Source organism: Rhodobacter sp. P2_H5, assembly GCF_056403335.1.
Map to the genome: position 1 here is coordinate 196,804 of NZ_JBFUFS010000007.1, position 26,515 is coordinate 223,318.

At 65.6% G+C, this 26,515-nt stretch carries 29 protein-coding genes and 1 riboswitch; of the genes, 8 read left to right on the forward strand and 21 right to left on the reverse strand.

The features are described 5' to 3' along the window. Position 1 precedes the first annotated feature (1 nt). The 5 genes from AC1DVR_RS12235 to AC1DVR_RS12255 all read right to left on the reverse strand — a co-directional run bounded on the left by AC1DVR_RS12235 (position 2) and on the right by AC1DVR_RS12255 (position 4,526). Positions 2–1,372: a pyruvate dehydrogenase complex E1 component subunit beta gene (locus AC1DVR_RS12235; RefSeq protein WP_478000852.1), complete on the reverse strand. Its 1,371-nt coding sequence runs from the start codon at positions 1,370–1,372 to the stop codon at positions 2–4. A 12-nt stretch (positions 1,373–1,384) separates the two neighbouring features. Continuing rightward, positions 1,385–2,374: a pyruvate dehydrogenase (acetyl-transferring) E1 component subunit alpha gene (pdhA, locus tag AC1DVR_RS12240; protein ID WP_478000853.1), complete on the reverse strand. Its 990-nt coding sequence runs from the start codon at positions 2,372–2,374 to the stop codon at positions 1,385–1,387. Positions 2,375–2,523: 149 nt separating this feature from the next. Beyond that, on the reverse strand, positions 2,524–2,841 hold the full coding sequence (locus tag AC1DVR_RS12245) for an FtsB family cell division protein (protein WP_478000854.1): 318 nt from the start codon (positions 2,839–2,841) through the stop codon (positions 2,524–2,526). A gap of 84 nt (positions 2,842–2,925) precedes the next feature. After that, positions 2,926–3,513 (reverse strand): hypothetical protein, encoded by a 588-nt coding sequence (locus AC1DVR_RS12250; RefSeq protein ID WP_478000855.1) that lies wholly within the window; start codon positions 3,511–3,513, stop codon positions 2,926–2,928. A gap of 80 nt (positions 3,514–3,593) precedes the next feature. Then, the gene (locus AC1DVR_RS12255) at positions 3,594–4,526 is read right to left on the reverse strand and encodes a class I fructose-bisphosphate aldolase (RefSeq protein ID WP_478000856.1); all 933 of its coding nucleotides are present in this window, start codon (positions 4,524–4,526) and stop codon (positions 3,594–3,596) included. Positions 4,527–4,667: 141 nt separating this feature from the next. Between AC1DVR_RS12255 and AC1DVR_RS12260 the strand changes: the two genes are divergently transcribed. Further along, positions 4,668–5,306 (forward strand): helix-turn-helix domain-containing protein, encoded by a 639-nt coding sequence (locus tag AC1DVR_RS12260; RefSeq protein ID WP_478000857.1) that lies wholly within the window; start codon positions 4,668–4,670, stop codon positions 5,304–5,306. Between the two features lie 134 nt (positions 5,307–5,440). On the opposite strand, the gene AC1DVR_RS12265 is transcribed toward AC1DVR_RS12260, so the two are convergent. Both AC1DVR_RS12265 and AC1DVR_RS12270 read right to left on the reverse strand, forming a co-directional pair. Next, complete coding sequence (locus AC1DVR_RS12265) at positions 5,441–5,560, reverse strand: entericidin (protein WP_478000858.1); 120 nt, start codon at positions 5,558–5,560, stop codon at positions 5,441–5,443. Positions 5,561–5,591: 31 nt separating this feature from the next. Continuing rightward, entirely contained in the window at positions 5,592–7,430 is a 1,839-nt protein-coding gene (locus AC1DVR_RS12270) for an extracellular solute-binding protein (RefSeq protein ID WP_478000859.1), read from the reverse strand. 301 nt (positions 7,431–7,731) lie between these two features. Between AC1DVR_RS12270 and AC1DVR_RS12275 the strand changes: the two genes are divergently transcribed. After that, a complete protein-coding gene (locus tag AC1DVR_RS12275; protein WP_478000860.1) occupies positions 7,732–8,505 on the forward strand; it encodes a 3-hydroxybutyrate dehydrogenase in 774 nt (257 codons plus the stop codon). Positions 8,506–8,624: 119 nt separating this feature from the next. Here AC1DVR_RS12275 and AC1DVR_RS12280 read toward each other — a convergent pair whose 3' ends face one another. From AC1DVR_RS12280 to AC1DVR_RS12290, 3 genes are all read right to left on the reverse strand, one after another. Next, complete coding sequence (locus AC1DVR_RS12280; protein WP_478000861.1) at positions 8,625–9,290, reverse strand: DUF502 domain-containing protein; 666 nt, start codon at positions 9,288–9,290, stop codon at positions 8,625–8,627. A 181-nt stretch (positions 9,291–9,471) separates the two neighbouring features. Beyond that, positions 9,472–10,401, reverse strand: coding sequence for a pseudouridine-5'-phosphate glycosidase (locus AC1DVR_RS12285; protein WP_478000862.1), 930 nt, complete (start codon positions 10,399–10,401; stop codon positions 9,472–9,474). Next, a complete protein-coding gene (locus AC1DVR_RS12290) occupies positions 10,398–11,294 on the reverse strand; it encodes a PfkB family carbohydrate kinase (protein WP_478000863.1) in 897 nt (298 codons plus the stop codon). The genes AC1DVR_RS12285 and AC1DVR_RS12290 overlap by 4 nt, the downstream gene beginning before the upstream one ends. A gap of 188 nt (positions 11,295–11,482) precedes the next feature. On the opposite strand from AC1DVR_RS12290, the gene AC1DVR_RS12295 reads away from it, so the two are divergent. The 4 genes from AC1DVR_RS12295 (at position 11,483) to tsf (ending at position 15,067) form a co-directional block, all read left to right on the forward strand. After that, the gene (locus AC1DVR_RS12295; protein WP_478000864.1) at positions 11,483–12,439 is read left to right on the forward strand and encodes a homocysteine S-methyltransferase family protein; all 957 of its coding nucleotides are present in this window, start codon (positions 11,483–11,485) and stop codon (positions 12,437–12,439) included. A gap of 16 nt (positions 12,440–12,455) precedes the next feature. Beyond that, a complete protein-coding gene (locus tag AC1DVR_RS12300; RefSeq protein WP_478000865.1) occupies positions 12,456–13,148 on the forward strand; it encodes a DUF2461 family protein in 693 nt (230 codons plus the stop codon). 143 nt (positions 13,149–13,291) lie between these two features. Further along, the gene (gene rpsB / locus AC1DVR_RS12305; RefSeq protein WP_478000866.1) at positions 13,292–14,056 is read left to right on the forward strand and encodes a 30S ribosomal protein S2; all 765 of its coding nucleotides are present in this window, start codon (positions 13,292–13,294) and stop codon (positions 14,054–14,056) included. A gap of 102 nt (positions 14,057–14,158) precedes the next feature. Continuing rightward, positions 14,159–15,067, forward strand: a complete 909-nt coding sequence (tsf, locus tag AC1DVR_RS12310; RefSeq protein ID WP_478000867.1) for a translation elongation factor Ts — start codon at positions 14,159–14,161, stop codon at positions 15,065–15,067. Between the two features lie 80 nt (positions 15,068–15,147). Here tsf and AC1DVR_RS12315 read toward each other — a convergent pair whose 3' ends face one another. Then, entirely contained in the window at positions 15,148–16,419 is a 1,272-nt protein-coding gene (locus tag AC1DVR_RS12315; protein ID WP_478000868.1) for an MgtC/SapB family protein, read from the reverse strand. A gap of 148 nt (positions 16,420–16,567) precedes the next feature. Here AC1DVR_RS12315 and AC1DVR_RS12320 point away from each other — a divergent pair, with 148 nt between their 5' ends. Beyond that, positions 16,568–17,902 (forward strand): hypothetical protein, encoded by a 1,335-nt coding sequence (locus AC1DVR_RS12320; RefSeq protein ID WP_478000869.1) that lies wholly within the window; start codon positions 16,568–16,570, stop codon positions 17,900–17,902. A gap of 89 nt (positions 17,903–17,991) precedes the next feature. Here AC1DVR_RS12320 and cobF read toward each other — a convergent pair whose 3' ends face one another. From cobF to cbiE, 8 genes are all read right to left on the reverse strand, one after another. After that, complete coding sequence (gene cobF, locus AC1DVR_RS12325; protein WP_478000870.1) at positions 17,992–18,732, reverse strand: precorrin-6A synthase (deacetylating); 741 nt, start codon at positions 18,730–18,732, stop codon at positions 17,992–17,994. After that, the gene (locus tag AC1DVR_RS12330; protein WP_478000871.1) at positions 18,729–19,484 is read right to left on the reverse strand and encodes a CbtA family protein; all 756 of its coding nucleotides are present in this window, start codon (positions 19,482–19,484) and stop codon (positions 18,729–18,731) included. Before AC1DVR_RS12330 ends, cobF begins: the two co-directional genes overlap by 4 nt. A 30-nt stretch (positions 19,485–19,514) precedes the next feature. After that, on the reverse strand, positions 19,515–19,679 hold the full coding sequence (locus AC1DVR_RS12335) for a CbtB domain-containing protein (RefSeq protein ID WP_478000872.1): 165 nt from the start codon (positions 19,677–19,679) through the stop codon (positions 19,515–19,517). 34 nt (positions 19,680–19,713) lie between these two features. Then, positions 19,714–19,928, reverse strand: a riboswitch (cobalamin riboswitch). 91 nt (positions 19,929–20,019) lie between these two features. Beyond that, positions 20,020–20,739: a uroporphyrinogen-III C-methyltransferase gene (gene cobA, locus AC1DVR_RS12340; protein WP_478000873.1), complete on the reverse strand. Its 720-nt coding sequence runs from the start codon at positions 20,737–20,739 to the stop codon at positions 20,020–20,022. Next, positions 20,736–22,031 (reverse strand): cobyrinate a,c-diamide synthase, encoded by a 1,296-nt coding sequence (locus AC1DVR_RS12345; protein ID WP_478000874.1) that lies wholly within the window; start codon positions 22,029–22,031, stop codon positions 20,736–20,738. Before AC1DVR_RS12345 ends, cobA begins: the two co-directional genes overlap by 4 nt. Next, positions 22,028–22,804 carry a precorrin-4 C(11)-methyltransferase gene (gene cobM, locus AC1DVR_RS12350; RefSeq protein ID WP_478000875.1) on the reverse strand — a complete coding sequence of 259 codons (777 nt, stop codon included), beginning with the start codon at positions 22,802–22,804 and terminating at the stop codon, positions 22,028–22,030. Before cobM ends, AC1DVR_RS12345 begins: the two co-directional genes overlap by 4 nt. Then, positions 22,801–23,154 (reverse strand): cobalamin biosynthesis protein, encoded by a 354-nt coding sequence (locus AC1DVR_RS12355; protein ID WP_478000876.1) that lies wholly within the window; start codon positions 23,152–23,154, stop codon positions 22,801–22,803. The genes cobM and AC1DVR_RS12355 overlap by 4 nt, the downstream gene beginning before the upstream one ends. Continuing rightward, entirely contained in the window at positions 23,151–24,329 is a 1,179-nt protein-coding gene (gene cbiE, locus AC1DVR_RS12360; protein WP_478000877.1) for a precorrin-6y C5,15-methyltransferase (decarboxylating) subunit CbiE, read from the reverse strand. Before cbiE ends, AC1DVR_RS12355 begins: the two co-directional genes overlap by 4 nt. On the opposite strand from cbiE, the gene AC1DVR_RS12365 reads away from it, so the two are divergent. After that, on the forward strand, positions 24,328–25,077 hold the full coding sequence (locus AC1DVR_RS12365) for a cobalt-precorrin-6A reductase (RefSeq protein WP_478000878.1): 750 nt from the start codon (positions 24,328–24,330) through the stop codon (positions 25,075–25,077). The two genes, cbiE and AC1DVR_RS12365, sit on opposite strands and share 2 nt — an antisense overlap. On the opposite strand, the gene cobJ is transcribed toward AC1DVR_RS12365, so the two are convergent. Continuing rightward, positions 25,053–25,787, reverse strand: coding sequence for a precorrin-3B C(17)-methyltransferase (gene cobJ / locus AC1DVR_RS12370; RefSeq protein ID WP_478000879.1), 735 nt, complete (start codon positions 25,785–25,787; stop codon positions 25,053–25,055). The genes AC1DVR_RS12365 and cobJ overlap by 25 nt on opposite strands. Next, entirely contained in the window at positions 25,784–26,515 is a 732-nt protein-coding gene (locus AC1DVR_RS12375; protein WP_478000880.1) for a precorrin-2 C(20)-methyltransferase, read from the reverse strand. Before AC1DVR_RS12375 ends, cobJ begins: the two co-directional genes overlap by 4 nt.

A 26,515-nucleotide genomic window follows, 5' to 3' on the forward strand; every position in this document is an offset into this window, starting at 1 on the left:
CTCAGCGATAGCAGACGGATTTGACAGCGGCGACCACTTCGGCGGTCGTCACCAGGGCGAGCTTCTCAAGATTGGCCGCATAGGGCATCGGCACGTCTTTCCCCGTGCAGGTCACCACCGGCGCGTCCAGATAATCAAAGGCGCGCTGCATGATGGTCGAGGCCATGTGGTCGCCGATGGAAGCCACCGGGAAACCTTCCTCCACCGTCACGCAACGGTTGGTCTTCATCACCGAAGCCAGCACCGTGTCATAGTCGATCGGACGCAGGGTGCGCAGGTCGATCACCTCAGCCGAAATCCCGTCTTTCGCAAGGATATCCGCCGCTTCCAGCGCATACTTCATCCCGATCCCGAAGGAGACGATGGTCACATCGGTGCCCTCGCGCCAGATCCTCGCCTTGCCGAAGGGGATGGTGAAATCGGGCAGGTCGGGCACTTCGAAGCTTTGCCCATACATGATCTCGTTCTCGAGGAAGACCACGGGGTTGCGGTCGCGGATCGCGGTTTTCAGCAGACCCTTCGCATCGGCTGCCGAATAGGGCATCACGACTTTCAGGCCCGGAATGGCCGCATACCAGGCGGCGTAATCCTGGCTGTGCTGTGCACCGACCCGTGCTGCAGCCCCATTCGTTCCGCGGAACACGATCGGCGCGCCCATCTGGCCGCCCGACATGTAGTTGGTCTTCGCCGCGGAATTGAGAATGTGGTCAATGGCTTGCATCGCGAAGTTCCAGGTCATGAACTCCACGATCGGGTTCAGACCGCCCCACGACGCCCCGACGGCGATGCCGGTGAAGCCCATCTCGGTGATCGGGGTATCAACCACGCGCTTCGGGCCGAACTCGTCCAGCAGACCTTGAGAGATCTTGTAGGCGCCCTGATATTCGCCCACTTCCTCGCCCATCAGCATGACGGTCGGGTTGGCGCGCATCTCTTCGGCCATGGCCTCGCGCAAGGCTTCGCGCACGGTCATCGTCTTCATCGGCGTGCCCTCGGGCCAATCGGCCGAGGCTTTGGAAACGACAGCGACCGGCGCTGCCGGGGCCGCAGCCGCCGGCGCCGCCACAGCAGCCACCGGCGCGGCAGCAACCGGCGCCTCGGCGGGAGCAGCCTTGGCCGCCACGGTCTCGCCCTCTTCGGACATGACCAGGATCGGCGTGTTGACCTTCACGCCCGCGGTGCCTTCGGCAACCAGCAGGGCGCCGACCCGGCCTTCATCGACGGCTTCGAATTCCATCGTCGCCTTGTCGGTCTCGATCTCGGCGAGGATCTGGCCCGATTTGACCACATCGCCCACCTTGACCAGCCATTTCGCCAGCGTGCCCTCTTCCATCGTGGGCGACAGCGCCGGCATCAATACTTCAGTAGCCATTGTGTTCCCCCCTCAGGCGTAGATGTCAGTCCAAAGCTCGGTCAGGGCCGGCTCGGGGCTGTCTTTGGCGAATTCGGTCGCCGCGTTGATGGTTTCCTTGATCTCGCGGTCGATCGCCTTCAGATCCTCGTCCGAGGCCAGGCCCGCATTGATCAACAGATCGCGCACATGTTCGATGGCGTCTTTTTCCGAGCGGATTTTATCAACTTCTTCCCGCGTCCGATACTTCGCCGGGTCCGACATCGAGTGGCCCCGGTAGCGATAGGTCATCATCTCAAGGATATAGGGCCCGTTGCCGGCGCGGCAGTGCGCCACGGCCTTCTCGCCCGCAGCCTTGACGGCCAGCACGTCCATGCCGTCGACCTGTTCGCCCGGAATGCCGTAGGCGGCGCCGCGGCCAAAGAAGGTGCCCGACTTGGTCGAACGCTTGACGCTCGTGCCCATCGCATACTGGTTGTTCTCGATGACGAAGATCACCGGCAGCGACCAGAGTTCGGCCATGTTGTAGGTCTCGTAGACCTGGCCCTGGTTGGCGGCACCGTCACCGAAATAGGTGAAGGTCACATTGTCATTGCCGAGATATTTGTCGGCCAAGGCCAGACCGGCGCCCAGCGGCACCTGTGCGCCCACGATGCCGTGGCCGCCGTAGAAATGCTTCTCTTTCGAGAACATGTGCATCGAGCCGCCCTTGCCCTTGGAGTATCCCCCCTCGCGCCCGGTCAGTTCGGCCATGACGCCTTTGGCATCCATGCCGCAGGCCAGCATGTGGCCGTGGTCGCGGTAGGAAGTGATGCGCTTGTCGCCTTCCTTGGTGCAGGCCTCAAGGCCCACCACGACGGCTTCCTGGCCGATGTACAGGTGGCAGAAGCCGCCAATCAGGCCCATCCCGTAAAGCTGGCCCGCCTTTTCCTCGAATCGGCGGATCGACAGCATCTCGCGGTAGAACTTCAGCAGTTCGTCCTTCGAGACATTTGATTTAGCTGGTTCTTTCTTTGTGGCCAAGGCCGGTCCCCCCTCGCAGGCGAAAGATAGTTTAGCGTTAAACCACTTATACATCATCGGTGAAATAACGCAAAATGCTATTTTGCACCCGGGGGAAAACCCGGCGCATGCCTGCCATGCAGCCCGCGAAGGGCCGGATCGGGGACTGTTTAGCGGATCACGATCTCATCTGCGCGGACATAGCCCAGCACCGAGCGGACCTGCTCATCCAGCAGGGTCATGTCGAGGTAATCGTCCGACAGACGCAGCGTCAGGTTCTTGTAGCCGTTCAGATCGGCCAGCAGCTTGTCGCGCTCGGCGGTCAGATCCTGCATCTCGTCCGCGGTCTGCGCCTGCCGCAGCACGCCATAATCGCCCTGCACGGCAGCAAAGGTGAAATAGGCGCCCAAGGTCGCGGCGAGGGCGAAGTACATCATGCTGCCCAGACGCGGGCGGCTTGAAGTCAGGGGGAATATGGTGCTGTTCATCTGCTGCCTCATGCCCCTTTTGCCGGGGCTTGCCTGCAGAATGCCATGCAGAGGCCGGAAATCCAAGGCATTTCTGCACCCGGCTCAGGGCTGATACTGCACCTTTGTGTCAAAGGTCCCGCTGACATCATGGCAGGCGCCGCCCGGCACCCGTACCGCCGGGCTATGGTCCACCGGACAAAGCCGCGCGGTGAAATGCCCCGTGACATGGCCATAGCCGGAGGTGGCGGCAGGGTCTTCCTTGGTGAAGCTGTCAAGCGTGACCGTGGCCTTGCGCGCGGCCGAACTCAGGCGCGGGCCCTCGCGGTCCTTGGTCGCAGGGATCTCGACCAGCGTGTAAAGCCCCTTCGACCCGGATTTGGGCGCCGCGTCAAACAGCGTGGTCAGCCACAGCTTGCCCACCTCGGCATCGGGGTTTGCGTCGGGATAGGCGCTGAGCGTGAAATGCGGCTTCTCGCCCTGGCTGTCAAACCAGGCCGAGGCGTCAAAGGCGCCCACCGAGAAATCATAGGTGGTAAAAACCGTCGTCCCCTCGGGGCCGGTCAGGGTGACCTCACCCATCTTCGGCGGATAGCCGGGCGGCAGTTGCTCCGCCTCCATCGGGGGGCTGGTCGTGTCGGCCAGGCAGGGCAGGGCCAAGAGGGGCAAAAGCGCCGTCAGAAAAAACCGCATAAATCTCTCACAGAATCAAAAGGGTCCGGGAAGCATCCTCCCCGGACCCGCGCCTTGCGGTCAAGCGGCCACAGCCTGTTTCAGTCGGCCTTGCCCTTGTAGATGTCGATCAGGCTTTGCAGCAGGGCCAGCGCCTCGGCGCGCGGACGCTGGAAGCTGTTGCGCCCGATGATCGAGCCGTTGCCGCCGCCGTCGCGGATCGCGCGGGCGTCATCCAGCACCGAGTCCGTGCCCTTGGCCGCACCGCCCGAAAACACGATCAGCCGGCGCCCGTCGAACGAGGAGCGCACGCATTCGCGCACCCGGTCGGCCTGGGTGGCCAGGGGGATCTTGCCGGCTTCAAAGGCCTTCTTCGCCTCGGGCTGGCTCAGCACGGCGGTCGAAAGCTTGACCTTGATGATATGCGCACCCAGCAGTGCCGCGATATGGGCGGCATAGGCGGTCACGTCAGCGGCGGTTTCGCCATCCTTGTCGAGGTCTTCGCCGCGCGGATAGGACCAGATCACCGAGGCGATGCCCTTGGCCGCCGCCTCGCGCCGCATCTCGGCGATGTCCGAGAACATCTCGAGGCTGACCGAAGAGGCCGGATAGATCGTGAAACCGATGGCCGAACAGCCCAGACGCAGGGCGTCATCGACCGAAGCGGTGATGGCCTGCGTCTTCGGCGCCTTGCCCGGCATCAGCGAGTTCGACGAGTTCACCTTCAGGATCGTCGGGATCTGGCCGGCGAAAGTATCGGCGCCAGCCTCCAGCGGGCCGATCGGGGCGGCATAGGCCGACAGGCCCGCGTCGATCGCCATCTGATAGTGGTAATGCGGGTCATAGGCCGCCGGATTGACCGAGAAGGACCGCGCCGGGCCGTGTTCAAAGCCCTGATCGACCGGAAGGATGATCATCTTGCCGGTGCCGCCGAGCTTGCCCTCGCTGAGGATGCGGGCAAGGTTTGCCTTCACGCCGGGGGTTTCGCCTTCGTAATTGGACAGGATCTTCTGAACGATCCGGGTGGTGCGCATCTGGGGCTCCCTCGCAATGTATGTCGCGGTCTTTATCGGTGGAGAGGCTGCGGCTGGCAACATTGGTTTTGCGCTAACACTCGCAAAACATGACGACTTTGTTCCGGTTGCGGCGAAAGAGCGCAAGGGTTAAGTCAGGATATGACCAATGCTGACCCCAAACGCCTGATCCGCATTGCCCGGCAAGCCGGTGGCGCCGAGCCATCCGCCGAGCCGCCGCCCGAGCCTTTGAACCTGGGCCACCGCGTGCGCGAGCTGCGCAAGGCGCGCGGCTGGACGCTGGATCAGGCCGCAACCCAGGCCGGCCTCGCGCGCTCCACCCTGTCCAAGATCGAAAACGGCCAGATGTCGCCGACCTATGACGCGGTGCGCAAACTGGCCGAGGGGTTGAATATCTCGGTGCCGCAACTGTTCACGCCGGCGGCCAAGGCCCAGGTCTCGGGCCGGATGGCGGTGACGAAGTCGGGCACCGGCCAGGCCCATGCGACGGCGACCTATGAACATGAACTGCTGGCGGGAGGGTTGTCGCGCAAGCAGATGCTGCCCTACCGCGCCACGATCCGGGCCCGGTCGATGGAGGATTTCGAAGGCTGGGTCCGCCACGAGGGCGAGGAATTCCTCTATGTCCTGACCGGGGTCGTCCGACTTTTTACCGAGTTCTACGAACCCGTCGACCTGCGCCGCGGCGACAGCGCCTATTACGACGCGACCATGGGGCATAATGTGATCAGCCTGTCGGAAGAGGATGCGACCATCCTCTGGGTCACGTCGCTGACCTGAGCCGCCCTGCACCCGCCGTGGAAGCGGGGGGGTTCACACCCCCCACTCCGCAGTTTCTTCGGTGATACGCACCAAACTGCTGCGTACCCCGTGGGATATTTATGGACCAATGAAGGGGGAACGGGGAAGGCGCTTCAGCCGCCCAACCAGCTGCCGACCCGGTTGGCGCCCGAGGAAATATCCTGGCCGAAGCCCGAGATGGTGTTGCAGCCGGCAAGCGCCGTCAGAAGGGCGATGATCATCAGTTTCTTCATGGTCTGCCTCATGGTCTTGTTTTTTGGTTTCTTACTTCTGATACCACCAGAGATCCGGCAGGAAACCCAGCCAGTCGCCATAGAGGGCCACATAGGCGGGATGGTGCAGGTCCTTCTTGTGCGCCAGATGGGCGACATCGGAGTACCAGAACGGAATCACATATCTGCCCGTGGTCAGTACCCGGTCAAGAGCCTGGACGGCCGTGGTGAAATCCTCGCGGTCTTTTGATGTGACCATGGTCGCGATCAGCCCGTCCACCGCGGGCGAGGCGACGCCCATCCAGTTGCGCGAACCTTCCGTCGCAACCCCCGCCGAGCCCCAGTAGAGCGTCTGCTCATTGCCCGGGCTCAGCGACAGCGAGCGGATGTAATGCGTCATGTCGAAATTGTAGCTGTTGGTGCGCTGCTTGTACTGGGTCGAATCGACCAGCGTGACCGAAGCCGCGATGCCGAGGTTCTTCAGCGCCTCGATATAGATGTTCACGGCCGAGATCGTGTCGCTTTCGCCATTGGCCAGCAGAATCTCGAAGGTGAAGGCCTTGCCCGCGGCATCCTTCAGCACGCCGTCCTGAATGGTCCAGCCCGCCGCCTCCAGAAGCTTGGTCGCCTTGCGCAGATTGGCACGGTTGGCCTCCGACCCGTCTGAGACGGGCAGGGCATAGCCCTCCAACGCGCCGGGCAGGAGACTGTCCTTGTAGGGTTCCAGCAAGGCCGCGACCTTGGGGCTGGCGGGATCGGCCACATGGCCCGAGAGGTCGGAGTTGTCGAAATAGCTCTGGATGCGCGGGTTGGCGCCGCCGCTGAGGGTCTGGTTGACCAGTTCGAAGTTGAAGGCGTCGATCAGCGCCTCACGGACCCGCCAATCGGCAAAGATCGCCCGGCGGGTGTTGAAGACCAGCCCGTCGATGCCCGAGGGGCGCTTGTGGGGGATATCTTCCTTGACCACCTCGCCGGACTGGACGGCGGGGAAGTCATAGCCACTGGCCCATTTCGCGGCATTGGTTTCGCGGTAGAGGTCGATGTCGCCCGACTTCAGCGCCTCGATGATCACGGTCGGGTCGGTGAAATAGATGTACTTGAACCCGTCGAAATTCCACTGCCCCTTGTTGAAGGGCAGATCCTTGCCCCACCAGTCGGGGTTCTTCTTGAAGGTGATGAAATTGCCCGCCTCGACCTTGTCCACCACATAGGGGCCGGAGCCGGTGACCGGGGTCAGCGAGGAGGCGGTGAAATCCTTGCCCTCCCACTGCGCCTTTTCCAGGATCGGGCGCAGGCCCAGCAGCAAGGGCATCTCGCGATCGGCTTGCGTGAAGGTGAAGCGGACCGAGCGCGGGCCGGTCTTGGTGGCGCTGGCCACCTTTTTCCACGCCGCCGCGTAGCGCGGATTGCCGATCGTGCCGAGCGTCTCCATCGACCAGAGCACATCCTCCACCGTCACCGGATTGCCGTCCGAGAATCGCGCCCCATCACGCAAGGTAAATTCTGCGTATGAGCGGGCCTCATCAGTGTCGATCGATTCGGCCAGAAGCCCGTACAGCGAGAAGGGCTCGTCATAAGAACGGCCCATAAGTGTCTCCACCGTAAGGGTAGAAATCGCCGCCGGGGCGCTGCCCTTGGTGATGAAGGGGTTGAGCGAATCGAAACTGCCCGGCTCGCCGAAAGTCATGGTTCCACCCTGCGGTGCGGCGGGATTCGCCTGGGGCATGGACACAAAATCGGGTGGAAGGGCAGGCTCGCCATACATAGCTATGCCATGGCGCGGCTCGCTTGCGGCCGAAATCGGCAGCGCAAGGGCCCAAAGGCCAAGGCAGGCCGCAAAGGCGCGCACCACGCTTGCGGCCTTGAAATCCTGAGTGACAGCGAGGGGCATCGGCGACATTCCTTCAACAAACCGTCAGAGGACGGGGGATTGCCGCGACCCTAAGGCGCGCCCGCCACCTTTTCAAACCTTTAGCTTGAACCGCGATGGCAAGAGGGCTATAACAAACTCACTGCTCGATAGGTTTCTTGCCTGTATGAAACCTGCCTCAACGACTTAACGCCGGCCTCGCGCCGGCGTTTTTTTATGTCCCGGGGTCGGGGAGGGCGGGCCGCGCCCAGGGCGCTGCCGGGCCTTGCCATTTCCTGTGCGCTTGCAGCATTCTGCCGGCAATGCAGCACAGGAGAAGACCATGACCCTCGCAGGCAAACTGGCCGTCATCACGGGTTCGAATTCCGGCATCGGCCTTGGCGTGGCCGAGGCTCTGGCCGGCGCGGGCGCGGATGTGGTGTTGAACTCCTTCACCGACCGACCCGAGGATCACGCCCTGGCCGCCGATCTGGCCCGGCGGCATGGCGTGACGGTGCGCTACATTGCGGCGGACATGTCGAACGGTCAGGCCTGCCGCGATCTGGTGGCGGCGGCGGGGGCGGTCGATATCCTCGTCAACAACGCCGGGATCCAGCATGTGGCCCCGATCGAGGATTTCCCGGCCGCCATGTGGGACCGCATCATCGCGATCAACATGTCCTCGGCCTTCCACACCACGGCGGCGGCGCTGCCGGGGATGAAGGCGCGCGGCTGGGGAAGGGTGATCAACGTGGCCTCGGCGCATGGCCTGACGGCCTCGCCCTTCAAATCGGCCTATGTGACGGCCAAGCACGGCGTGGTGGGCCTGTCCAAGACCACGGCGCTGGAGGTGGCGGGGATGGGGATCACCGCCAATGCGATCTGTCCGGGCTATGTGCTGACCCCGCTGGTCGAGGCGCAGATCCCCGACCAGATGGCAGTGCACCACATGGACCGCGAAACGGTGATCCGCGAAGTCATGCTGCTGCGCCAACCCTCGCGCCAGTTCGCCACCGTGGAACAGATTGGCGGCACGGCGGTCTATCTCTGTTCACCCGCAGCCGATCAGGTGACCGGTACGACGATCAGCATCGACGGCGGCTGGACGGCGCTCTGAGCCCCATCCTCTGATCCAGAGGCGCGCCTGCGGCGCAAGTTTTATCCTCGCCTCTGGCCTGCGGCCAACCGGCTCAGGCGATGCCTCCCGCGGGAGTATTTCGGCAGAGGGCAAAGGGCTCAGGGCTTGGGGACCGGGTAGACCAGCCCGCCAGAGGCCACCAGCTTGGCGGCGTCTTCGGGCAGCAGGTCCAGCGGGATCACATCCTCGCGCCGCACGAAGACGACAAAGCCGGAGGTGAAGGGTGTCAGGCCGATGAAGACGGCGATGACATCGGGGCCGAGCTTGTCGGCGATTTCCCCCTTCGGGCGCGAGGAGATCAGTCCCAGCGTCCAGACCCCGGGGCGGGGGAATTCGACCAGGCAGGTCTTGTCGAAGGAGGCTTCCGATTTGTTGAACACCGTCTCGGCCACCTGTTTCAGGGCCGAATAGAGCGAGCGCACCACGGGCATCCGGTCGACCAGCAGGTCAAGCCGCCCCAGCACGGTGCGCCCGATCAGCCCCTTGGCGACCCAGCCCATGAAGGTGGTGAAGGCCAGAAACACCACGACCCCGACACCGCGGATCGGAAAGGCATGGCCGGGGCCGAAGAAGCGCTGGGTCAGTTCCTGCGGATGGTACTCCTCGGGGATCAGCGGCAGGATCCAGCCGTCGAGATAGCCGATCACCGCCCAGATCAGGTAGATCGTCAGCGCGATCGGCAGCACCACGACCAGCCCGGTCAGGAAGGAGGAGCGCAGGCCCGCCACCAGGCTCTTGCGGCGCAGTGTCAGCTTTTCGGACATGGCAATCCCCCTCGGGCCGCGACCCGGCCACTTCGCACCCGCGGCATTGCTAGCGCAACTTCGCAGCCCATAGAAGCGCCGCTTTCACTTCACCCGACCCAAATATCCACGGGAGGGTCTGGGAGGGCAGTCAGCCCTCCCAGCCGGGTCCGCCGAGCGCCCCCCGGGCCGGGCCAGGCGCCTATTTTGCAGGCATATCCACCAGCGCCCGGGCAATAGCGGCCGCAAGGCGGGCGTTGTTCATCACAAGGGCGATGTTGGACTCCAGCGATCTGCCCGCCGTCAGCTCGAAGATTCGCTGCAAGAGGAATGGCGTGACGGCCTTGGCGGCGATGCCCTGCTCCCGCGCCTCGCGCAGCGCCTGCTCGATCACCGGACCGATCTCGGCGCGGGGGATCTCGGCCTCGACCGGGATCGGATTGGTCACCAGCTGGCCACCCGCGACCCCGAGTTGACCGCGCAGCCGCTGGGCGGCGGCGATCCCGGCCGCCGTATCCATCCGCAGGGGCGCCTTCAGCCCCGAGGAGCGCGACCAGAAGGCCGGGAAATCGTCCTGGCCATAGGCGATCACCGGGACGCCGTGGGTTTCCAGCACCTCCAGCGTCTTGGGCAGGTCGAGGATCGCCTTTGCCCCTGCCGCCACCACCGTCACGGCGGTGCGGGAAAACTCCAGAAGGTCGGCGGAGACATCGAAGCTCTCCTCCGCCCCGCGGTGCACGCCGCCGATGCCGCCGGTGGCGAAGACCTCGATCCCGGCCAGTTCGGCGCAGATCATCGTGGCGGCCACCGTGGTGGCGCCGGTCCGGCCGAGGGCGAGGCAGGCGGCCAGATCGGCGCGCGAAAGCTTCATCACATCCTTCGCCTGACCCAGAGCCTCAAGTTCCGCCGCGGTCAGACCGATATGGATACGGCCGCCCATCACCGCGATCGTGGCGGGGACGGCGCCGGACTTGCGGACCTCCGCCTCGACCGCGCGGGCGGTTTCCACATTCTGCGGCCAGGGCATGCCATGGGTGATGATGGTGGATTCGAGCGCCACCAGCGGGCGCCCCTCGGCGCGGGCTGCGGCCACTTCGGGCGACAGGGTCAAAAGCGCATTCAGTTGGGTCATGAACCGACCTCCTTGGAGACATAATCGGCGGCGGCCTTCAGCGCCGCAGCAAGCGCGGCAGCAGGGTCCGCGCCCCGGACTTCGGCCACGATATGCGCGGCCATGAAGGTATCGCCCGCCCCGGTCACACGGCTGACCATGACCTGCGGCGGGCTGGCGGCGATGACGCCCGAACCGGCGCGCCCCTCGGCGCAGGGCCTGCCGCCGTCGGTGACCAGCACCCGGTTGGCCCCGCGCGCCAGAAGCGCCGCGGCAGCCTCGGGGGCGGTGGCCACATCGGCATGCGACAGAAGCCGCGCCTCTTCCAGGTTGACGTAAAGCGTGGCGCCGGGATGGCGCAGCAGGGGGGTCAGCCGTTCTGCCTTGCCGGGCGAGGCCGGGGCGATGCGCAGATCGGCGCGGGCGAACAGCGGTGAGCCCGCGATATCGGACAAGAGCGCCTCGGTCAGGTTGCCGTCGAGGGCGATGAGGCCTGCCCAGGGCGCGGCCTCCGACCCGAGGCTGCCATCCGCCAGGGGCCGCAGGATCTTGGCCCCGGCGGCCTCCAGCGAATGGGCGTCGGCCACGGCGGCGATCAGGCCATTGGCGCCCTCGATCGCCATATAGCGGTCGGTCGGCAGATCGTCGGAGCGGTAGGCATGCGCCGTCTCCAGCCCCAGACGGGCGCAGGCGGCCAGAAGCTCCTCGCCCTCGGCATCGCGGCCAATCGCGGTCAACAGGGCAGGGCGCAGGCCAAAGCGGGCCAGCGTCATCGCGATGTTCATCGCGACCCCGCCGGGCAGCCGCGTGATGCGGCCCGGCACGTCGCCGCCCAGCCGCAGCGCCGCAGGGGTGCGCCCGATGATGTCCCACAGGACCGAGCCGATGCAGAGGATGTCAGGTGGTGTGTTCATCCCCGCGTGGTGCCAAGCCTTGCTGCGGAAAGCAAGGTTGCGCCGCGCAAGAACAGGCGACTCCGCGGCAAAAATCGGTTAGACTGGCGCGATCACCCACCTGCAAACGGTCACCCGCCGTGCGCCTGCCCAAGGGGGCGCCCCGCTGCGCCAAAAGGGCAAGGCCGGCCTGACGTGGAGGACGCGCCTTGACCCATACCCGCAGCACCATCCTCAGGCATCGGTTCGGCGACGGCATCTGGCTGACCGACGCCGGCATCGAAACCGTCCTGATCTTTCAGGAAGGGCTGGATCTGCCGCAATTCGCCTCCTTCCCCCTGTTGCAGCAAGACACCGGCCGTGCCGCAATCCGGCGCTATTTCGACACCCTGCTGGATGAGGCCAAGGCGCAGGGCAGCGGCTTTGTGCTCGACACCGCGACCTGGCGGGCAAGCCAGGGCTGGGCCACGGCACTTGGCCTGACACCCGAAGAGATCGACCACGCCAACCGCGCCGCCGTGGCCTTTGCCAGCGATCTGAGCAGCGCGCGGCCCGAACAGGCGATCCTGATCAACGGGGTTCTGGGCCCGCACGGCGATGCCTATGCCCCCGACCGCGTGCTTTCGCCGGACGAGGCGCAGGATTACCACGCCCGCCAGATCGCCGTGCTGGATGACGCGGGCGTCGATCTGGTTTCGGCCATGACGATTTCTTCGACCGGCGAGGCGATCGGCATCGCCCGCGCCGCGCAGGAGATCGGCTGCCCGGTCGTCCTCTCCTTCACGGTGGAAACCGACGGGCGGCTGATCTCGGGCAAGACCCTGGCCGAGGCGATTGCCGAAACTGACGCTGAAACCGCGGGCTTTCCCCTGTGGTACGGCATCAACTGCGCCCATCCCGACCATTTCCGCGCTACTCTGACAGGCGACTGGGTCCAGCGGATCGGCGTGCTGCGCGCCAATGCCTCGCGCCTGAGCCATGCCGAGCTCGATGCCGCCACGGCGCTCGATGCTGGCGACCCGGCCGGCCTTGCGGAGGATTACCGCAGCCTTCTGGACCTGATGCCGGGCCTGCATGTGCTGGGCGGCTGCTGCGGCACCGACCTGCGCCACGTCGCGGCCATCGGGGCCGCCTGCCTGCATCACCCCGCGCCGCGCGCAGCCTAGGCAGACAGGAGCGCAAGTGTCGACCGGAATTGCCGTGCCCCCCGCCTTGCCCAAAGCCTTGCCGTCCTATCTGGCCGACCTGCACGCCCACAACGCGCGTGACTGGTTCGAGGCGCACCGCGAGTCCTATGAGACGCTCTGGCTGCGCCCCGCGCTCGACCTTGCCGCGGCCCTTTCGGGGCCAGCGGCGGCGCTGGGGCTGACGGCGGTGCCCAAGCTCAACGCCTCGGTGCGGCGGATCAACCGGGATGTGCGGTTCTCAACGGACAAGGCGCCCTATCACACAAGACTGCATCTGATCCTGTCCACCGGACCCACCTTCAACAAGGGGCCCGGCGTCCACCTGATCGTGTCGGAGCGCGGCTTTGGCTTTGGCGCCGGCCATTACGGCATCCCGCCCGATGCCCTGGCCCGGATCCGCGCGGCCTTCTGCGAGCCGGAGGAACGGGAGGCTTTCCTGCGCCTTCTGGCCAGGGTCGCGGGGCAGGGGGCCGAGCTGACCCCGCCCGATCTTGCCAAGGTGCCCAAGGGCCTGCCCTCCGGCGCGGACTGGGACCATCTTCTGTGCCGCAAGCATCTGGTAGCCCGCACGCCGGACCACCGGCCCCATCCGGACTGGCTGTTCACGGCCGATTGCGTGCCGAGCCTCATCGCCATCGTGGCCGATCTTGCGCCCTTTGCCCTGTGGCTGGCCCGGTTTTCCGCCTAACATGGCGCTTGCATCTCGGGGGAGGGTGCAGTAACAGCCCCTCACTTCACAGGCAGATGCGGGCCTTGGGGGGAGAAATCCCTCACGGTCCACCGGTTGGGGAAACCCTGAATCATCTGCTGCGGCGCAAACCGGAAAAGGAAATGGACATGGCGCTTCCCGATTTCACCATGCGTCAGCTTTTGGAAGCTGGCGTTCACTATGGTCACCAGACCGCCCGTTGGAACCCCCGCATGGGCGAGTTCATCTACGGCGATCGCAATGGCATTCACATCCTCGATCTGACCCAGACCGTGCCGATGCTCGACGCGGCGCTGAAAGCCGTGCGCGACACCGTCGCCAAGGGCGGCCGGATCCTGTTCGTGGGCACCAAGCGTCAAGCTCAGAAGTCGATCGCTGAATCGGCTGAAAAGTGCGCGCAGTACTACATGAACCACCGCTGGCTCGGCGGCACGCTGACCAACTGGAAAACCATCCAGAACTCGATCGCCCGCCTCAAGGCGCTGGACGAGATCCTGGCTGGCGGGGCCGAAGGCCTCACCAAGAAAGAGCGTCTGAACATGGAACGCGAACAGGGCAAGCTGCAAGCTTCGCTCGGCGGCATCCGTGAAATGGGCGGCACGCCGGACCTGCTCTTCGTCATCGACGTTGGCAAAGAGGCCCTGGCCATCACCGAAGCCAAGAAGCTGGGCATCCCGGTCGTCGGCATCGTTGACACCAACAACTCGCCCAAAGACGTGGATTTCATCATCCCCGGCAACGACGACGCCAGCCGCGCCATCGCGCTGTACTGCGACCTCGTGTCCCGCGCTGCGCTGGACGGCATGACCGCCCAGATGGGTGCGGCCGGTGTCGACCTCGGCGCGCTGGACGAAGCTCCGGTTGAAGAAGCCGTGGCCGAAGCCTGATCTTCCTTGGCTCCGCGAGCCATTGCGGGGCCAGCTTCATAATTCTGGTATCGGGCGGGGGTAAATCCCGCTCGCTGCCATTTCAGGAACATGGAGACTAACATGACCGTCACCGCACAAATGGTGAAAGAGCTGCGCGAAACCACCGGCGCAGGCATGATGGACGCCAAGAAGGCGCTGGTTGAAACCGAAGGCAACATGGAAGCCGCCGTCGACTGGCTGCGCACCAAGGGCCTGGCGAAAGCCGCCAAGAAGGCCGACCGCGTCGCCGCCGAAGGCCTTGTCGGCGTGGCCGTGTCCGATGGCCGCGGCGTGGCTGTCGAGATCAACTCGGAAACCGACTTCGTCGCCAAGAACCCCGACTTCCAGGCTCTGGTCCGCGAAGTGACCCGCGTCGCGCTGGAAACCGGTGAGAACATCGAAGTCCTGCGCGCCTCGCACCTCAACGGCGAGCCGGTCGAGACCGCGATCAACGGCGCCATCGCCCGCATCGGCGAGAACATGACCCTGCGCCGCATGCACGTTCTGGAAGGCGACACGGTTGTGTCCTATGTCCACAACTCGGCCACCGACGGCATGGGCAAGATCGGCGTTCTGGTCGCTCTGAAGGGCGACGCTGCCAAGGCGCAGGAAATCGGCAAGCAATTCGCGATGCACATCGCCGCGACCTCGCCGCTGTCCCTGTCGGAAGCGACGCTCGACCCGGTCGTGGTTGAACGCGAACTGGCCGTGCAAACCGCCAAGGCGCTGGAAGAAAACGCCTCTTCCGCCAAGCCGAAGCCCGATGCCGTGATCCACAACAACATCATCCCGGGCCGCATGAAGCGCTTCCTGTCGGAGAACACCCTGCTGGGTCAGCAGTTCGTGATCAACCCCGACGTGACCGTGGAACAGGCTGCCAAGGACGCTGGCGTTGAAATCACCGGCTACGCCCGCGTGATGGTCGGCGAAGGCGTGGAAAAAGAGAAAGAAGACTTCGCCGCCGAAGTGGCGAAGATGGTTCAGGCTTAAGTTTCAAGGGCTTGAAGCCGGGCAGGGGCCTCGCCCCCGCCAAGGCGACAGAAGGGTCGGAGGTCTCCTCCGGCCCTTTTTCATGGCAAGAAGACGTAGACCCCTGCCGCCACCGCGATGCCGAACAGCGTCGGGATCAGAAAGCGCATCCCGATCACCGGCCGCCCGATCCAGGCCGCGATCAGCGCCTTGGAGCAGGAATTGACCGCCACCGCGATCAGGATCGCCGTGGCCGAGGCCTGCGGGTCGCCCGCCATCCGCGCCGAAGAGATGGTGATCGCATCAACATCGGCAATCCCGGACACCGCCGCCACGATGTACAACCCCGCCGTGCCGAACTGGCGCTGCACGAGGCCTGCCACCAGAATGACCACCGCAATCACCCCGGCCATCCGCAAGGCACCCATCAGGTCCAGCGGGCTGCGGATCCCCAGCTCGGGCGTGGCCTGGTCGCCCGGAGGGTGATCGGCAGAGGCGCGCGCCATCCAGACCGCAATCGCCAGCGAGGTTAGAACCCCGGCCAGCATCGGCGGCAGCAGAATGGGCAAAAGCCCGGCCCGCAGCACCAGAGCCAGCACCAGAACCCGCAGCTGCATGACGATCCCCGCCACCAGCATGCCGGCCACCAAAAGCCGGGCAGGGGTGCCGGACGACACCGCCATCCGCGCCAGACTCGCCGTCGTCGCAGTCGAGGAGGCCAGCCCGCCCGCCGCCGCCGTCACCAGCACGCCCCAGCGCGGCCCCAGCCCCCGCACCGCGATATAGCCGAGGAACGAGACCCCGGCGATCATCGTGGCCATCACCCAGATTTCGCGCAGGTTGAGCAGATCCCAGGGGTCGACCGGCTTTTCCGGCAACAGGGGCAACAGAAGGAAGGCCATCGCCAGCAGGATCAGACCGCCGCGGATCTCGGCCGCGGTCAGTGCCTTGACCCAAGCATGCAGCACCTCGCGCAGCGCCATCAGCCCGGCCGCCACGATCGCCACCGCCACCGACACCTGCATCTCGCCAAGTGCTGACAGCACGCCCAAAAGGAAGGTCAGAAGCCCGGCGAGGGTCGATGTCACGCTGGTGCTGCCGCTCGCCGCACTCTCGCGCCATTCAAACCCGGCAAAGACCGCGGCAAAGGCCAGGAACACCGCAGAGACCAGCACCACGCCGGCCGTCGGACCCAGACTTTGCCCCAGAACGCCGCTGACCCCGCCCATCAGCCCGGCCAGCGCATAGCTCCTGATCCCCGAGGCATCCCGTTCCGGACCACCAGCCCGCAAATCCCAGCCGCGCTCGATCCCGGTCAGAAGCCCGATGCCAAGGCTGACGCCCAGCCGCATGAAGATGTCCAGATTTTCCATGCGGCATTATGAAACCTTCCCCCGACGCTGTGCAATGGGGCAGGGCAGCCGGATTGACCCCACCCGCAACTTGCCAGACAGTGTCGTCTTGTCAGGTCTGGCCTGTGTCGGGTCCGCTGGGCAGGATCTGGGGTCTTGGAGGAAAGCGATGAAATGTGCGGTGATTGGGACGTCCAACAGCCTGATGAAGCAGAACTATCTGCTGGCGCTGCGCAAGATCTCTCATATCGCCGCCTTTGACAATTTCTCGGTCGGCGGCAGCCCGAACATCCTTCTGCCCTATGTGCTGAGCCAGCACGACCTGTCCTCCTATGGCCTGGCCTTGCTGGAAACCAGCGTGAACGATGTCTGGCTGATCCGCTCCGGCGCCATCTCGCAGGACCGGGTGGCGCGCTATCTGATCGACGCGGTGGTGTACCTCAAGGAGCGCGGCATCCGCCCGGTGATCCTGATCCTCCCGGTCAACAGCGAGGTCCCCGAGATTGCGCTTCTGCGCCAGATGCTGCGCCAGATCGCCGCCGAGCAGAAGATCCCGCTGCTCGACGGTTATGCGGTGCTTGATACCCTGCGCCAGATCGCCACCTGTCCCGCCGGGGCGCTGTTCGCCGATGCCAGCCACGTCGCCCCCGATCTGGCCGAGATCATCGCCTGCCGCCTGCAATCCGTGCTGGAAACCGTCACGCCCGAGACGCGCAGCCTCAAGCGCACCCGGGCCTATCCGTACCGATTCCTGCCTGCGGAAGGGGGCAGCCCGGTCGCCCGGCAGAACTCGCTCTTCCAGAAAACCTATGTCCGGCTGACCGAGGATCAGTCGATTGCCTTCGATTTTGACACGCCACAGGAACTGATCGGCTTTGCCGTCAATGTCACCGCCTGTTCGGCCCTGGTCGAGGTCACCAGTGATACCGGCGAGACGCGCCATTTCGACTTTCGCTTCGCCGGTATCCCGGAAAACCAGATCCTGTCCTTCTTTCACTCGCTCGCGCCCAATCCCCAGCCTTTCACCGCCCGGCGGATCACCTTGCGGGTCTGTCGCCGCGACGAAAGCCCCGCGGCGCCGATCCTGCTGGCCCATGCCAAGAACAGCGCACTCAATGCCGCCGAGTTGGAGTTCGAGGGCCTGATCCTGCGTGAGGGTCCCGCGGTCGAGGCGTTTCCCTTTGCCGCCAACCCGCAGCCGATCCCGCCCGTGCTGCTGTCCGGTGCCGAACGGCTGCTGGCAGAGCGTCTTGGCAAGGCAGCGCCGGTGCCAAGCGCGGGCGGCAAGCCTCTGGTCGCCCAGCTTTTCCCGGCAGGCCGCGATTATGCCGCCGACCGGCGCGCCGATCTGTTGCGTGACATCGGCCAAATGCTGGTCGCCGCCAACCAACGCACCGCCGCCTTGCGCATCCTGTCCGAAGCGCAGGCCGACCGACCCGCGGGGGCCCATATCCAGCAGCTCCTGCGCGAGGCTGCAGCCCTTGGCGACGACGGGGCGCAATAGCGATAAAAACCAGCATGCAGTGCCGGACGGGAGCGCGTCGGTCGCCTATGGGTAAATATCCGATAATCTATATTATGTAAAATATGTAACTAGGAGCGGTTGCGGCGAAGGATATAGATATCCATGATCCAGCCATGCGATGCCCGGGCCGCAGCGCGGGTTTCGATGATCCTGGGGCCGACTTCGGCCAGATCGCCGGCAAGGATGATCTCTTCCTTCATCCCGACATAGGCGCCCCACCAGATGGAAATGCCTTTCGGATCAAGCGCCTGGAAGGAGCACTTGCCATCCAGCATGATGACCAGCGTGTCAGCGCCATCGGGCCAACCCTCCAGCAGCTGGCGACCGGTGGTGATGGTGACGGCCTCGCCAATCTCGTTCAACGGCATCGCATGGGCCGCGGTCAGCGCCTGGATCGAGGTGATGCCGGGCACCACGGTGACCGTCACATCGCTCAGACGCGCCGCGATGCGCAGCGTGCTGTCGTAAAGCGACGGATCGCCCCAGACCAGCAGCGCCACCGATCCAGCCGGATGCGCGGCCATCGTCGCTTGCCAGACCGCGGCGATCGCGTCGTGCCAGTCGTTGACGCCGGTCTGATAGCTCGGGTTTGCGGCATCGCGCACCGGCAGGTCAAACTCGACGATCTGCACCGCGGGGTTCGTCACCACCTCGGCGCAGATCGCGCGGCGCAGCTCGGCCAGATCGGCCTTGCTGTCGCCTTTTCTCGGGATCATCACCAGATCGACGGCATTGAGCGCCTTGACCGCCTGAAGCGTCAGATGGTCAGGGTTGCCGGTGCCGATGCCGATCAGGGTCAGATGTCTCACTTGGCCGGCTCCTGATGCCAGAATTTCAACACCAGACTGCCCAGCACCGCCCAGGTCACCAGACCCACGCCCAGCGAGCGCGCGGCGAAGGACGAGGCGAGTTCGGGCGGCACCACGCCGCCAAAGCCCTCCATCTCCGGTGCGCCCCAGACATGCGGTGCCGCCAGCACCACAAGCCCAAGCGCCCTTTGCCAGACAGCGCTGCCATAGGCCATGAACCACAGGCCGATGAGCGTGCAGATGGCCGTGGCGGCCCACCAGATCTGGCGCGAATCCAGATCGGCGGCGGGCGTGCCCGGCAGTTCCGGTTCAAGCCCAAGCGCCGGCATCAGCTGGAAGGCCATGAAGCCCGCAAGACCCCAAAGCAGGCCCTGTGTCGGGCCAAGTGTCAGGCCCAAACCTTCGGCCAGCTGAATACCAGCCACCAGGATCAGCCCATAACCGCAATAGACCAGCACCGTGAAAAGCACCGTCAGAAGGTGGCGCTGGACAGGAGAAGTCTCTTCCCCTGCCCCATGGTCGTGCCCAGCCGCATGATCATGCCCAGCCTCTTCGGTTGCGGGCAACGTCGGTTCCGCTTCGGTAGGGCTTACGGCATGGTCATGTGAGGAGTCAGTCGCAACACCTTGAAAATGCACAAGCTCGCCCGATTCATAGCGCTCGGCCAGCAGGATTTTAGGTTCGACCAAAAGATATTGCAGCAGGGCGCAAAGCAACCCCGCCGCAAAGCCAGCGACCAACGCGCTGGACAACAAATGTTTCATATCAGGAAGGTGCCTGCCTCAGTGGCAGGGAAACCCGGTCGAGTGGCGCGCGTCATGGGCGGCGTCATGCAGGGTCTGGCTGTGGGCAAAGCCCGCCGCGAACACCAGCGTCGCGCCAACCAGCGCCACGAAAATCGACTGCATCAGCACGGAAGAGCGGGCAGCGGTTTGGGTCAACATCATCTTCATCTCCTGTAGCCGTCACACCCGACGGCCCTTGTTTCATCCACGCAGGGCCGGTCTCCTGACTCGCGGGTCACAGCAGCCTTCCGCCTTCCCAACGGTTTCCCGTCAGTGGCATCTGGAGGCCGCTCGCCGCATACAGTCGCGGGGGCGGTTGCGGTTTGGGATGCCCCTTCGGGTCCATCCTTCCGCATTCCCGTTTCAGTCCCGGCACTTTGTGCATGGGACACCTTGCCCCTTCATTTGGCAGGGAATCTCCCCTTGGGTCAAGCGCCGAAAGCGGCAGATCCGTCCCTTGCGCGACATCTTTGGTAGGGATGCGCCCAACCTCGGTAGGGGATCAGATCCCCTCCATCAGGGGGCCGATCAGAATCAGCGCCGGACCATCGCTCGCCCCCGCCAAGGCCGCGCCGAGGGTTTCCACCGTCGCCCGGCTCAACCGTTGCTCGGGGGTCGAGACGCTTTCGGCCAGAAGGGCTGGCGTATCCCCCGGCAAACCCGCTGCGATCAGCTTTGAAGACAAGGCCGCAAAGGTCCGTTTTCCCATGAAAATTACCGTGGTCGCCTGCGGATCGGCCAGGGCCGCCAGGTTCAGATCCGCAGGCAAGCCGCCCGAGACATCATGCCCGGTGACAAACTGCACCCGCCGCGCCGTCAGCCTGCGCGTAAGCGGTATCCCCGCCGCCGCCGCCGCCGCCGAGGCGGAGGTGACGCCCGGCACGATCTCGAACCCGACGCCCGCCGCCCGGCAGGCCTCGATCTCTTCCTCCAGCCGGCCGAACAGCCCGCTGTCACCCGATTTCAGCCGCACCACCTTTTGCCCCGACAGCGCGTAATCGACCAGCAGGCGGCTGACCTGATCCTGCTTCGGCGAGACGCGCCCTGCCCTTTTTCCCACCGCCACCAGATCGGCCCCCGCGCGGGCATGCGACAGGATCGGCCCCGAGGACAGATCGTCGAACAGCACCGCATCCGCGGCCTCGATCCGGCGCAGCGCCTTGATGGTCAGAAGCTCGGGGTCGCCCGGGCCGGAAGAGACGAAAGACACGAACCCGTTCATGATGCCCCGGCAATCAGATGGAAATACGACCCCGAGACCAGGCCCCGGTACGACCCGGTTTCAGCCACTTCGGTGCCTTCGGCGTCCTGCACATGCGCCAAAGCCGCGTCGGGTTGGGCGAGGATGGTCGAGTAATGGAACTCATGCCCCCTGAGCCGCGCCCCCGTACCCTGCCCTGGCATCGGCGCAAGCAAGGTGGCCAAGCGATACCCCAGATGCATCCGCCGCTTTTCAAAGCTGGTGACGAGGCCCAAAAGCCCCGCCATCCGGTGCCGCTGCCCGGACTTGTCGAACAAGGCCTCGCCCAGCACCATATAGCCGCCGCATTCGCCGTGGATCGGGCCTGCGAAGCCTTGCAAGCCGGCGCGAAACCGCTCCGCATGGGCCAAGGTCGCGCCATGCAGCTCCGGATAGCCACCCGGCAGCCAGCAAACGTCAGCCTCCGGCGGGGCCTCGTCGGCGAGGGGGGAAAAGGGCAGAACCTCGGCCCCTGCCCTGCGCCAGCCATCGACAAGATGCGGATAAATAAAGGAAAACGCCTCATCCCGCGCCAACGCGATCCTTTGCCCCGGCGGGGTGAGGCGCAAAGGTGCGGCAGGCGCGGGCATCACACCCGCCGCCTCCCGCAGCGCGGCCAGATCGACATGCGCCGCGACCAACCGCGCCGCCTCGTCCAGCAGATGATCCAGCTCCGGCAATTCCTCGGCCTGGACCAGCCCCAGATGCCGCTCCGGCAGCTCGACCGAGGCGAGACGCGGCAGCGCGCCCAGCACGCGGATGCCCGCCGCCTCGATCCCGGCGCGGAGAAGCTTCTCATGCCGCGGCGAGGCGACCTTGTTCAGGACCACCCCCGCCAGCCGCAACCCCGGGCGATAGGTCAGCAGCCCCAGCGCCACCGCCCCCGCCGTCTGCGCCTGCCCCGACGCGTCGATCACCAGAACCACCGGCCAATCCAGATGCAAGGCCAGATCCGCACTCGCCCCGCGCCCCCATTCACCCGGCAAAGCCACCCCGTCATGCAGCCCCATCGAGCCCTCGGCAATGACCAGATCCGCGCCCTCCGCCTTGCCCAGCAGCCCCGCCACCATCCCCAAACCCATGGCCCAGGAATCAAGGTTGAAGGACTCCCGCCCCGTCGCCGCCCGATGAAAGGCCGGGTCGATATAGTCAGGCCCCGACTTGAAGCACTGCACCTTCAACCCCTGCGCCGTGAAGGCCCGCGCCAGACCCAAGGTCAGCAAGGTCTTCCCGCTGCCCGAGGCCGGGGCCGAGATGATCACTCCGCCGGTCATTCAGGAAACCGGGGTGCGGTGCCGCGCGGGCGGTACCGGCGGTCGTAGTCGTCGGCGTAAAGCCGGCTTTCGTCAAAACCCTCTGCCGCCAAGGCCTTGCCGACCAGAATGAGGGCGGTGCGGTCGATCTCCGGCCCGACATCGGCTTCGATCGAGGCCAAACTCCCCCGCACGATCCGCTGATCCGGCCAGGTCGCGCGCCAGACCACCGCCACCGGGCATTCCGCGCCATAGTACGGTGTAAGTTCCGCCACCACCTGCGCCAAAGCATGCACCGACAGGTGTATGGCCAGCGTCGCCCCGGTCGCGGCAAAGGCGGCCAGAGTCTCACGCTCCGGCATCGCCGAGGCGCGGCCCGAAGTCCGGGTCAGGATCACGCTTTGCGCAAGGCCAGGCAGCGTCAACTCCACCCCCAAGGCCGCCGCCGAAGCCGCAAAAGACGGCACCCCCGGCGTCACGTCATAAGAAATCCCCAAAGCACGCAGGCGCCGCAGCTGCTCGCCCATCGCCGACCAGACCGACAGATCCCCGGAATGGAGTCGCGCAACGTCCAGCCCCGCAGCATCAGCGGCGGCAATCTCGGCCACGATCGCATCGAGCGACATCGCCGCCGTGTTGACGATCCGGCACCCCGGCGGGCAATGCGCCAGTACCCCCTCGGGCACCAAAGACCCGGCATAAAGACAAACCGGCGAAGCGGCGATCAGATCGCGTCCGCGCAGGGTCAGCAGATCCGCCGCCCCCGGCCCCGCGCCAATGAAATGCACCGTCATGCCGCACCCTCTGCAACCGCGACCACCGCCATGCCATCCGGCCCGGTCCGCCGCGTCATCACCAGCCGGGCGCCCGGACCCGCCACCGCCAGCGCAGAAGCCTCCGAGACCGAGCCGGTGCCATATTCCGTCATCACCCGGGGCGATCCCTCGATGCCCTGCGCGGCCAAAGCGGCCCGCGAAACGCCATGAACTTTCACGCCCAACTCCTGCGCCAGCCTCATTAATCCCGGTTCACGCAGTTTGTCCTCGGCCGTGGCCAGCACGTCGAACTTGCCCGCCAAAGCCAGCACCGCCCGCAGGCTCTCCGCCGAGACGCCGCGCCGAAAGCCCAAGCCCGCAACTCTCATCTGACCACACTCCACTGCACCACAAGGCGGGACGCCTCCCAGCCGCGCTTTGCCCCCAGCGCGCCGGCTTCCGCCAGATCGATCCGCATCAGATGCCCGCCCTTCGCGCCATGCCAGGCGTAAAGCAGGGCCTCCGTCTCCAGCGTCACCGCGTTCATCACCAACCGGGCGCCGCTGGGCAGCAGGGCCCAAAGCGCCTGCAGCAGCGACTCCGAGGCGCCGCCGCCCACGAAGACCACATCCGGCGTGGGCAGGCCAGACAAAACCTCGGCGGCCGCGCCCGGGTGCAGGGTCCAGCGATGCGCCAGACCAAAGGCGGCGGCATTGGCGGCGGCACGGGCACCCCGCGTCGCGTCCGCCTCGACCGCATGGGCGACGCTGCCCGGCGCGGCGAGCAGAAACTCGATCGAAACGCTGCCCGAACCCGTGCCCAGATCCCACAGCACCTCGCCCCCACGCGGCGCCAGCGCCGAAAGCGTCAGCGCCCGGACCGGACGTTTGGTGATCTGGCCGTCATGGTCAAAAAGGTCGTCCGGCAGGCCAGAGGCGCGGGGCATTCCCTGCCCCACGCAATCCACCGCCACTGCAACCGGGGCGAAAAATTCTTGTTGTCCAACCTCTTGGACCGTGATCTTGATGATCCGCTCGCGCCCGCCCCCCAAGGCTTCCATCACCCAAAGCGTCGATTGACCAAAGCCCTGCGCCACAAGATAAGCGCCGAGTTCTCCCACCGCCGCCCCATCGCGCAAGAGGCAGATCACCTGCTGCCCCCGCGCCAGAACCGGACGGAGCCGGGTCAGCGGTGCTGCATGAAGGCCCAGGCACAGCACCTCCTCCAGCCGCCAGCCCAAGGCGTTGGCAGCCAGCTGAAAGGTCGAAGGAGCAGGATAGCTGACCCATTCATCCGCCCGCAAATGCCCGGTCAAAGACCCGCCCGCCCCGTACCAGAACGGGTCGCCCGAAGCGAGCACCGCCACCCGTTTGCCCCGCGCCGCCAGCACCGGAGCCACCGAAAACGGCACCGGCCAGACCTGCCCCTCGATCCCCAAAAGCGCCAGATGCCGCGGCGCGCCAAAGACGATTTCCGCGCTGTCCAGCGCCTGACGGCTTGCGGAGGTCAGGCCGGACGGTCCATCCTCGTTGACACCGATGATCGAAACCCAAGGCTCAGCCATGACCCGCGTCCTTCTGCTTGGCGGCACCACCGAAGCCTCGGCCATGGCGAAAGCCTTGGCGGATCAAGGGGTTCCGGCCATCTTCTCTTACGCCGGTCGAACCGAGGCGCCCAAGGCCCAGCCCCTGCCCGCCCGCATCGGTGGTTTCGGCGGCGTCAGCGGCCTCGTGACCTGGCTGCAGGCCGAGGCGATCACCCATGTCATCGACGCGACCCATCCCTTCGCCGCCCAGATGAGCCGCCACGCGGTGGAGGCCGCAAGTCTGGCCGGCCTGCCCCTGCTGGCACTGGAGCGCGAACCCTGGCGCGCCACGCCCGAGGATCGCTGGACCCCGGTGCCCGACATAGCCGCCGCCGTCGCCAGCCTGCCTCGCGATCCGGCCCGGGTCTTTCTCGCGATCGGTCGCCAACACCTTGAGGACTTTGCTGCAAGTCCCCAGCATCATTACATTTTGCGCCTTGTCGATCCGCCGGTCGACCCCTTGCCCTTGCCCCAATGCAGCGTGCTTGTGGCGCGCGGCCCCTTCACGCTGGAAGGTGATCTTGACCTGATGCGCGCCCACCAGGTGACCCATATCGTCGCAAAAAACGCCGGCGGTGCTGGCGCGCGCGCCAAGCTTGACGCTGCGCGCCAGCTGGACCTGCCGGTAATCATGATCGACCGCCCCGCCGTGCCCGAAAGGCCCCGCGTTGAGACGGTGGATGAGGTTCTGCGCTGGCTCTCTCATCCGGCAAACCTTGGCGTATAGACAAATTCGCCGACCCTTCTGGTCGCCGAATTGCCAAGGATGACCACCGTCCGCATATCCGCCATTTCGGGCAACGCCGCGCCCAGAGTCACGGTCCGCAGGCTTTGCTCAGGCGTCGAAACCGCCCGCGCGAAGGAAATAAGTCTGTCAGGCCCGCAGCTTGCACGCAAAACCTCCAGTGCCTTGGCGAAACCCTCCGGTCGGCTGGCCGAGCGTGGGTTGTAGAAGGCCATCGCCAGATCGGCCTCGGCGGCGAGCCGCAGGCGGCGTTCGATCAAGGACCATGGTTTGAGGTTGTCCGACAGGTTGATGCAGCAGAAATCATGGCCCAAGGGCGCACCCAAGGCGGCGGCCGCGGCCAGCATGGCGGTGATTCCAGGCAAAACGGCGATCGGCAAAGCTTTCGCCTCGGGCATCGTCTCCAGCGCCTCGAAGACCGCCGAGGCCATGGCAAAAACCCCGGGGTCACCTGAAGAAACCACCACAACCCTCTGACCTTGCAGCGCCATTTCCAAAGCATGGCGCGCGCGGTCCAGCTCCACCCGGTTGTCGGAGGGATGCAAGGTCAACCCCGGTCGCGCCGGAATCCGCGCGACATACGGGATATATCCCACGATATCCGTGGCTTGCGCCAAAGCAGTGGAGACTTCGGGCGTCACCATCGCCTCGGCCCCCGGGCCAAGGCCCACGATGTCCAGACGGCCGCTCACTCCACCACCTCGGGGCGGCGGCCCTGGCCGTGGACCAGGACAATCGCGAAATAGGGGCATTGGCTGGCATCGGCCTCGACCAGACGCTGGATGCGCTGGTTGGGCATGGTGCCGGCCTCGACCAGCCAGGCCGATTCCAGCCGGCCGGATACTTCCAAAGCGCGGCGGATTTTCGGCAAATTGCGCCCCGTTTTCATCACCACCAAGGCATCGGCCTGGCTCATCAGCCGGGCCAGATCAGGCTCCGGCAAGGTGCCCATCAGGACCGTCATCACATCGTCGCCCCAGGTGATCGGCATGCCCGTGGCCGTCCAGCAGCCCGACATGCCGGTGATTCCGGGGATGATCTCCATCTCAACAACGCCTGACAAGCGGCTGTAAAGATGCATGAAAGAGCCGTAAAAGAAAGGATCTCCCTCGCACAGCACCACCACATCCGAGGCTTCGGCCAAGACCTTCAGCCGTGCGGCCCAGGTGTCATAGAACCGCGCCAGGGCGTCGTTGTATTCGGGGCTGTCAAAGGGCAATTCGGTCGTGACCGGATATTCCATCGCATGTTCGACGGCATCGGCGCGCAACATCCCGTTGACGATGCGCCGCGCCTGACCGGCCCGCCCGGCCTTGCGGAAATAGGCGACTTGCGTCGCCTGGCCCACCGCCCGATGCGCCCGCAGGCTCATCAGATCGGGGTCGCCGGGGCCGAGGCCCGTGCAGATGATCTTGCCCAT

Bases quoted from the DNA above. Each gene is read 5' to 3' on its own strand.
- AC1DVR_RS12250 (WP_478000855.1), bottom strand. From the start codon at position 3,513: ATGCGGTTTTTTCTGACGGCGCTTTTGCCCCTCTTGGCCCTGCCCTGC.
- AC1DVR_RS12320 (WP_478000869.1), top strand. From the start codon at position 16,568: ATGAAATGTGCGGTGATTGGGACGTCCAACAGCCTGATGAAGCAGAAC.
- AC1DVR_RS12255 (WP_478000856.1), bottom strand. From the start codon at position 4,526: ATGCGCACCACCCGGATCGTTCAGAAGATCCTGTCCAATTACGAAGGC.
- AC1DVR_RS12245 (WP_478000854.1), bottom strand. From the start codon at position 2,841: ATGAACAGCACCATATTCCCCCTGACTTCAAGCCGCCCGCGTCTGGGC.
- AC1DVR_RS12355 (WP_478000876.1), bottom strand. From the start codon at position 23,154: ATGAGAGTTGCGGGCTTGGGCTTTCGGCGCGGCGTCTCGGCGGAGAGC.
- AC1DVR_RS12270 (WP_478000859.1), bottom strand. From the start codon at position 7,430: ATGCCCCTCGCTGTCACTCAGGATTTCAAGGCCGCAAGCGTGGTGCGC.
- AC1DVR_RS12235 (WP_478000852.1), bottom strand. From the start codon at position 1,372: ATGGCTACTGAAGTATTGATGCCGGCGCTGTCGCCCACGATGGAAGAG.
- AC1DVR_RS12260 (WP_478000857.1), top strand. From the start codon at position 4,668: ATGACCAATGCTGACCCCAAACGCCTGATCCGCATTGCCCGGCAAGCC.
- rpsB (WP_478000866.1), top strand. From the start codon at position 13,292: ATGGACATGGCGCTTCCCGATTTCACCATGCGTCAGCTTTTGGAAGCT.
- AC1DVR_RS12375 (WP_478000880.1), bottom strand. From the start codon at position 26,515: ATGGGCAAGATCATCTGCACGGGCCTCGGCCCCGGCGACCCCGATCTG.
- AC1DVR_RS12280 (WP_478000861.1), bottom strand. From the start codon at position 9,290: ATGTCCGAAAAGCTGACACTGCGCCGCAAGAGCCTGGTGGCGGGCCTG.
- AC1DVR_RS12285 (WP_478000862.1), bottom strand. From the start codon at position 10,401: ATGACCCAACTGAATGCGCTTTTGACCCTGTCGCCCGAAGTGGCCGCA.
- AC1DVR_RS12265 (WP_478000858.1), bottom strand. From the start codon at position 5,560: ATGAAGAAACTGATGATCATCGCCCTTCTGACGGCGCTTGCCGGCTGC.
- cbiE (WP_478000877.1), bottom strand. From the start codon at position 24,329: ATGGCTGAGCCTTGGGTTTCGATCATCGGTGTCAACGAGGATGGACCG.
- AC1DVR_RS12290 (WP_478000863.1), bottom strand. From the start codon at position 11,294: ATGAACACACCACCTGACATCCTCTGCATCGGCTCGGTCCTGTGGGAC.
- AC1DVR_RS12275 (WP_478000860.1), top strand. From the start codon at position 7,732: ATGACCCTCGCAGGCAAACTGGCCGTCATCACGGGTTCGAATTCCGGC.
- AC1DVR_RS12345 (WP_478000874.1), bottom strand. From the start codon at position 22,031: ATGACCGGCGGAGTGATCATCTCGGCCCCGGCCTCGGGCAGCGGGAAG.
- cobM (WP_478000875.1), bottom strand. From the start codon at position 22,804: ATGACGGTGCATTTCATTGGCGCGGGGCCGGGGGCGGCGGATCTGCTG.
- tsf (WP_478000867.1), top strand. From the start codon at position 14,159: ATGACCGTCACCGCACAAATGGTGAAAGAGCTGCGCGAAACCACCGGC.
- AC1DVR_RS12365 (WP_478000878.1), top strand. From the start codon at position 24,328: ATGACCCGCGTCCTTCTGCTTGGCGGCACCACCGAAGCCTCGGCCATG.
- AC1DVR_RS12315 (WP_478000868.1), bottom strand. From the start codon at position 16,419: ATGGAAAATCTGGACATCTTCATGCGGCTGGGCGTCAGCCTTGGCATC.
- cobA (WP_478000873.1), bottom strand. From the start codon at position 20,739: ATGAACGGGTTCGTGTCTTTCGTCTCTTCCGGCCCGGGCGACCCCGAG.
- AC1DVR_RS12335 (WP_478000872.1), bottom strand. From the start codon at position 19,679: ATGATGTTGACCCAAACCGCTGCCCGCTCTTCCGTGCTGATGCAGTCG.